The 5,519-nt window shown below is 62.6% G+C and carries 3 protein-coding genes; all 3 read right to left on the bottom strand.

Annotation, left to right across the window (positions count from 1 at the left end; genetic code table 11):
• Positions 1 to 225 precede the first annotated feature (225 nt).
• Positions 226 to 2,985: a sulfatase-like hydrolase/transferase gene (locus B4N44_RS07725; protein ID WP_296698894.1), complete on the bottom strand. Its 2,760-nt coding sequence runs from the start codon at positions 2,983 to 2,985 to the stop codon at positions 226 to 228.
• Positions 2,960 to 3,112: a hypothetical protein gene (locus B4N44_RS07720; protein ID WP_296698891.1), complete on the bottom strand. Its 153-nt coding sequence runs from the start codon at positions 3,110 to 3,112 to the stop codon at positions 2,960 to 2,962. The genes B4N44_RS07725 and B4N44_RS07720 overlap by 26 nt, the downstream gene beginning before the upstream one ends.
• Before the next feature lie 738 nt (positions 3,113 to 3,850).
• Positions 3,851 to 5,362, bottom strand: coding sequence for a multiheme c-type cytochrome (locus tag B4N44_RS07715; protein ID WP_296698888.1), 1,512 nt, complete (start codon positions 5,360 to 5,362; stop codon positions 3,851 to 3,853).
• Positions 5,363 to 5,519 lie beyond the last annotated feature (157 nt).

Below are 5,519 nucleotides of genomic sequence, written 5' to 3'. Positions count from 1 at the left end.
GGACCAATCGATGATCAAGGCCTGAATTCGCCTATGGAGCAAGCGCCCGGCGGAGGTCATGTCAAGCTCGGCCTGATGATCAGGGTCCTCGGGATCAGCGACGATGGTCAAGGCAATGTCGCGGAGCGCCCGGGTAACGATGAGCGATAGCGCCGTCGGTGTCGGGCGTGGTCAACAGTGAAGGTCCTCCTGATGCCCTGGTCTTGTCGCCTGGTCTCGGAGAGTCTAGTCCGCACGGCTTGCACCATAACGCTGACGAATGAACTCCAAATCGGCCTCATCCGTTTTGCCATCGGCGCAGATCGCGGTCAGCGGATCACAGTCGGGCGCGCCAACGAAGTCGAAGACCGTGGACTGATGGGTGTCGAATTGCGCGATGTAGTCGGCCGCCTCGGCGCTGTCGCGCTGATCGACGACCCCATCGAGGTTGCCATCGCCGGGCAGGAAGTCCCTTCCCGCAATCACCCGTTGCATGGATGTGTAAAGTGCCCGGCAGGCGTTTCCTTGCCCAGCGGACAACGCGGGGTCATCGCAGCCATCGGCGCCATCGGGGGTGGAGAGCAAATTGAGCCGGCTGCGATCGAGCCGCGGAGCGACCGGACGGTTGTCGACCGCATAGAACTCCCAGGCGCGATCGGTGCTGCCATCGTCGAGGCGACAGTCCGGCTTATCCAGCGCGACCAGCTTGTAGTCGCGGTTGCGTATGGCCCTTGCGTAGTCTTCTAGGATGTTGACGTCCTCTGGGCCGATCAGTGACCCGTCGGGGAGTTCGAAGCCCGGTGTCCCATCCGGCGCCTCGGCCGCGGCGACCGCATTGCGAAAACTGCAGCAGGTTGGATAGATCGGATGTCCGGTCGGCATGTCTGGATTGTCCGGCGGCCCATACCAGATGCCGCTGTTTGCCTCGCAGAGACCTTGAAAATAGAAGAATTGATCGGTGCAGAGGCTGGCGCTCTGAACGTAGCACGCATTCAGCCCGGCGGCGGCCTCGGCGTCTTTGGCGGCGACGCCGGATTCGGCATAGTTGAGCCGTGGACCGGATGGCTGGAAGGGTGAGACCCAGTGCTTGATCGCCGCATCGTTGAGGATGCCACGGCCTGCGGGTCCTTTCGCATCGAGCTCAGCGCCGTCCAGGGTCTGCGCCTGTCGCCGGCGAGATTGGGTGACCAGCCCGAGGATCGGACGGGCGTCCAGATCGGCTCCCGCTGGCAGAAGCGACGCATAATCGACCCCGGCCGCTTGCGCGATCAGGCTGTAGACGTCGACCGCATTGACCTGCGACTCATGATCGACCGATCCCCGCTTGCTCCGGGCCACCATGGACCCGGCGACGGTCAGCGGGACCCAGACGCCGGTCTGGTAGACGGTCCCTTTCGCGCGTGTCGGATCGAATGGGGCCTTGACGATACTCGCGTAGGTGCCGTTGTCGGCGATCACCACCACCAGGGTATTGCCGTTCTCGGGAACCAATCGCAGCTCGCCGGTTCGCGTGGGGCGGGCGATTCCGGTCTCTGTCAATAAACGCCCCACCTCCTTGTCCATGGCTTGGATCATCGCGTTGGCGGTCGTTCGGTTGCCGGGGAGGTAGCTCGGATCCGAGCAATCGTTGTTCGGACAGGTGACGTCCCAATCCGGCGCGAGCTCAGGCGGAGGTGGCTGATAGGGCGTGTGCACGGTGGTCGATGAATAGACCGCGAACCACGGCTGGTTTTCAGCGTTGCGCTCCTTGATCCAGCCGATGGCCTCATCGACGAAGGCTGTTTCAGTGTAGCCGCGAAAGCGTGGTATCTCCGCCGAGTCCACCGGAAGCGCGGCGCGCAAGACGGCTGCCCGCTCTGGGATCGATTCTTCACCGGTAAATTCGAAATCCCGGATGTCGAGATCGGCGAAGGGCCAAACGTAGTAGCCGTTATTGACGATATTGCCAGCGTCGTCGCGCCCGAGATCCTCTGCCGAAACAGGGCTGTCCTTGCAAGTCGTCGCGGGGACCAAAACGTCGCCGCGGGTTGCGCAGAGCCGACCAACGGCCGTGCCCTTGAGCCCATCGGGCTTGCCCAGGTCTTCACAGCTGCCGGTCTCCAGATCGAAACAGGCCCCGTAGGCCGCATCGTCGACAAGCCCATACGGATAGTCTTGGCCCGCACCGACACCGCCCGCGGTTGTGTCCGTGACATCGATGTCGACCAGGACACCGAAAAACCGATCCCAGCCCAACTCGAGGGGGGCTGCGTTTCCTGCCGGATTGTTGGGGCCGCTGCCGAGGTGATACTTGCCGAACATGGCGCTGCGATAGCCGGCGGTGGCCAAGACCTTGGGGAGTGTCATCTCGTAGGGTGAGACCTGCGACACAGCCAAGTCGGTGGCGGGCAGAATGGCTGCAACGACCCCGTTGTTCTGCGGTAAGCGGCCGGTGAACATGGCCGCGCGGCTCGCGGAGCAGGTCGGCATGGCCCAGGTTTCGCGAAAGCGCACACCGGAGCGCGCGATGCCATCCAGGCTGGGTGTTCGCGGCGCACTGATGCCGCCGAAGCCGAACGCCCGCCACTGATCGATACCAATGTCGTCGAGCAGAATCATCAGCACGTTGGGCGGGGCATCGGCTGATGTTGGCCGCTGCGCGGTCGCTGGCGACTGCGCAAGGAGGAGGGCGGCCGCGCCAGTGGCCAGGATCGCGGTCTTGCCGATCGCGGCGCAGCGATCCGAGACGATTCCAACGACCTTTGTCGAGCTCAGCATAGCGACCATTTCCGTGATACGGCGTGAGAGAGCGACGGGCGCATGGTGAAGCGATGACAAGGTCGCGGTGTCTCGCGGTGCCTCCGCTTGGACCAGGTCCGGATGTCGCTGACGGCTGTCAGTGTAGAGTGGCACTAAGACAAGCGAGGAGGCAAGCTCAGGTTTTTGAAAAAACAAAGGAGAAGGGCTGCCAAGGTGATAGGCCGAACTCGCCACAGCCAACTCACCACCTCGGACGGGAGCCTCCATGCATCCTCACCAGCCCGCCGCGCAGCGGCAACGCGTCCTTGCCCATGTCGCCGACACCGATATCGGCGGATTCTTCGACCTGTTGACCGCTCCGCAGCTGCTCGCGACTGCGTCGCTTCTCTGCCATGCTGTTTCCCTTCCAAGCATGGAACATGCCGGCATCTTGCAGACCGCGCAGCACGCGGGATAGCCGTATTCCGCTGGAGGCTTACATTCATCACGCCATTTGTCATTCCCTTTGGCATGGCTTTCGCGTGAGGGCCTCGACCATCGCTTCGCCAAAGTCGGTCACCGAATGCGTAGTCCGGCCATCTTGGCCTGACAGAATCAGGGCTGGAATCCCTGACTAGGCAGGGATGGCCGGCCGCTGGAGCGAACGATGACCAAGGCCCGCATGAGGAGACCGATTCTGCGGGCGGGTCGTAACGCGATTGGTTCGAATCCTGGGCCTCGATCATCCCTTCGCCCACATCGGCCGCCAAATGCGTAGTCAGGCCATCCTGGCCTGACAGAATCAGGGCTGGAAGCCCTGACTACGCAGGGACCGCAAGCAGTTGGACCAAACGATGATCAAGGCCGAATCCTGCAGCCGCTCTCATTCGGATTCTGCGATTCACCGCGGGATGATCGCCGTTCCCGGGGAGATGCGAGGATCGGTCCGACGGAGACGGGTACCCCTGAATCGGATGACCGAATGAGGCACGTCCGGATTAGCAGGAGCCACGGGTGAGCCCTCACCCGTGGCTATAGCCGGCGCCAGATATGGATCGACAGATCCGGTGTTCCTGGTCGCGCCCGAGAGCGCCCGGATCGGGCCGTCTCTTCGGGCGCTCTTGGTGCCGTGCACATGGGTGCAGGCGATGGATCAAGGCGTGATATGTGCCTCGAAGAAGGCCATGCGCTTGGGCTCCAGCAAGGTCTCGTCGTCGGTATATTTCATGACGTTGGGCTTCATCCCCTTGAAGACGAGGTTGTAAAACATCTCGGCGCGAACCACGGCGGGCGTGACCGGAATCTCATAGGTCAGCATACGTCGTTCGTGCGGCGCGAGTCGTGAATCGACCCCAACCTGCGTTGCGACCGGCGGCATCGCCGGTTTGCCCTCGTCATCGGCGAGTTGATAGAAGAGATAGGCGTCGGGCGCCTCCTTCTGGGGGTCATCGGTATAGTTCTCCCAGAGGACCTTGCCGTTCTCGTCGAGCGCGGTCACCTTGACCTGGACATTCCGGAAGGGTGCGCCGGTGGGCATCTTGTGTGGCAGTTGATTCTGCATCACGACGTTTGCGCGCACGCCGTTGTCGATCGGCTCGAGATCAACGGTGAGTTGAACCGCGCGCGCGAGTTGGGCGACATCATGGCCGCCAGCCATTCCGTGGTGCGCGACCCCGTCGGCGATCGGCATATGACAAGACTGACAGGTGACCTGAGCGCCGCTGGCCTCGAACTCGTCGCCGGTGGCGCACAGCGGCACGCCTTGCGGATTGGGCCGCAAGTGATGGCAACCCAGACAGAGGTCGTTGCCGCGCAACATGCGTGGGTTGCCCTGCAACGGCAGGGTCGCCGAGACGCGTTGGCCGAAGGCATCGAGCTTGTCGAAATGGGGGTTGCCTGCGTCGTCCGGTCCCTCGAAGGCTCTGACCTTGTCGAACGGATACCCCGTCGGTCCCTGAAGGACGCTGGATGTCTCGTAAGCCGGCAGCCCTAGGCGCAGTGCACCGCCCTCGCCGCGAACCCCCTTGTAGCCGGAGATCTGATGACAGGCGACGCAGTTCACGCCTTCGGAGTAGGCGGCCATGGCATCGAGCTTGGTGGATCCGTCCTTCGCTGCGTTCGGTGCATGGCATTGCAGACAGACCGGGTAGCGTTGCGAGCGCTGATGCAGTTGCCCCTCCTCGCGCGGATCACCCACCTCCTGGCGATACATCATCTCGTGGATCGGATCGAGCAATGCAGTGCTCTTCGCATGCATCGAACCGGCCCATTGCCGAAAGATGTCCTCGTGACACCATTGACAGGCCGCGGCAGAGACATGATGCAGACGTTGTTGCTCAAGCGGATCGGTGACCGGCTCGAGTCCGCTGAAGTAGGCGGCGAGATCGGCAAATTGCTGATCCGTCATCTCCGCGCTCAGTTGACCCATGGTGGTGCTCTCGCGTTTGCCTGAACGCAGCAGCTTCATGGTCTCCTGGAAGCTCTCCGCCTGCATCCCGGCGAGTGATGGGATCGGTCCGAGCCCCACCCCGCCGGGACCATGACAGGCCACGCAGTACTGGTTTGCTAATGACTCACCGACCTCGACATCACCGGTCAGGGCCTGGGTCAGCCCGGACCAACCCACCAATTGGGCCAGCGCCAGTAATAGCACGGAACATCTCATCGCACTCCTCCCATTGTCTTGTTGTCGGCCCGCGAGCGCCACTGGCGTTTTGATCACGGACTAGGTTTCGGGGCTTCGCGCCGAGTCGGCGTTGACCTCCGAACACCAAGAATAATGCGCGTCTTACAAGGCGTTATAGTGCTTTTCAGGATCACCT

It is taken from the genome of Thiocapsa sp. UBA6158, assembly GCF_002423035.1.
Lineage (GTDB): Bacteria > Pseudomonadota > Gammaproteobacteria > Chromatiales > Chromatiaceae > Thiocapsa.
This window is presented reverse-complemented; position numbering and strand designations above follow the sequence as displayed.

Excerpts from the sequence above, each read along its gene's own strand:
- B4N44_RS07720 (WP_296698891.1), bottom strand. The coding sequence starts at position 3,112 with ATGGCAGAGAAGCGACGCAGTCGCGAGCAGCTGCGGAGCGGTCAACAG.
- B4N44_RS07715 (WP_296698888.1), bottom strand. The coding sequence starts at position 5,362 with ATGAGATGTTCCGTGCTATTACTGGCGCTGGCCCAATTGGTGGGTTGG.
- B4N44_RS07725 (WP_296698894.1), bottom strand. The coding sequence starts at position 2,985 with ATGGAGGCTCCCGTCCGAGGTGGTGAGTTGGCTGTGGCGAGTTCGGCC.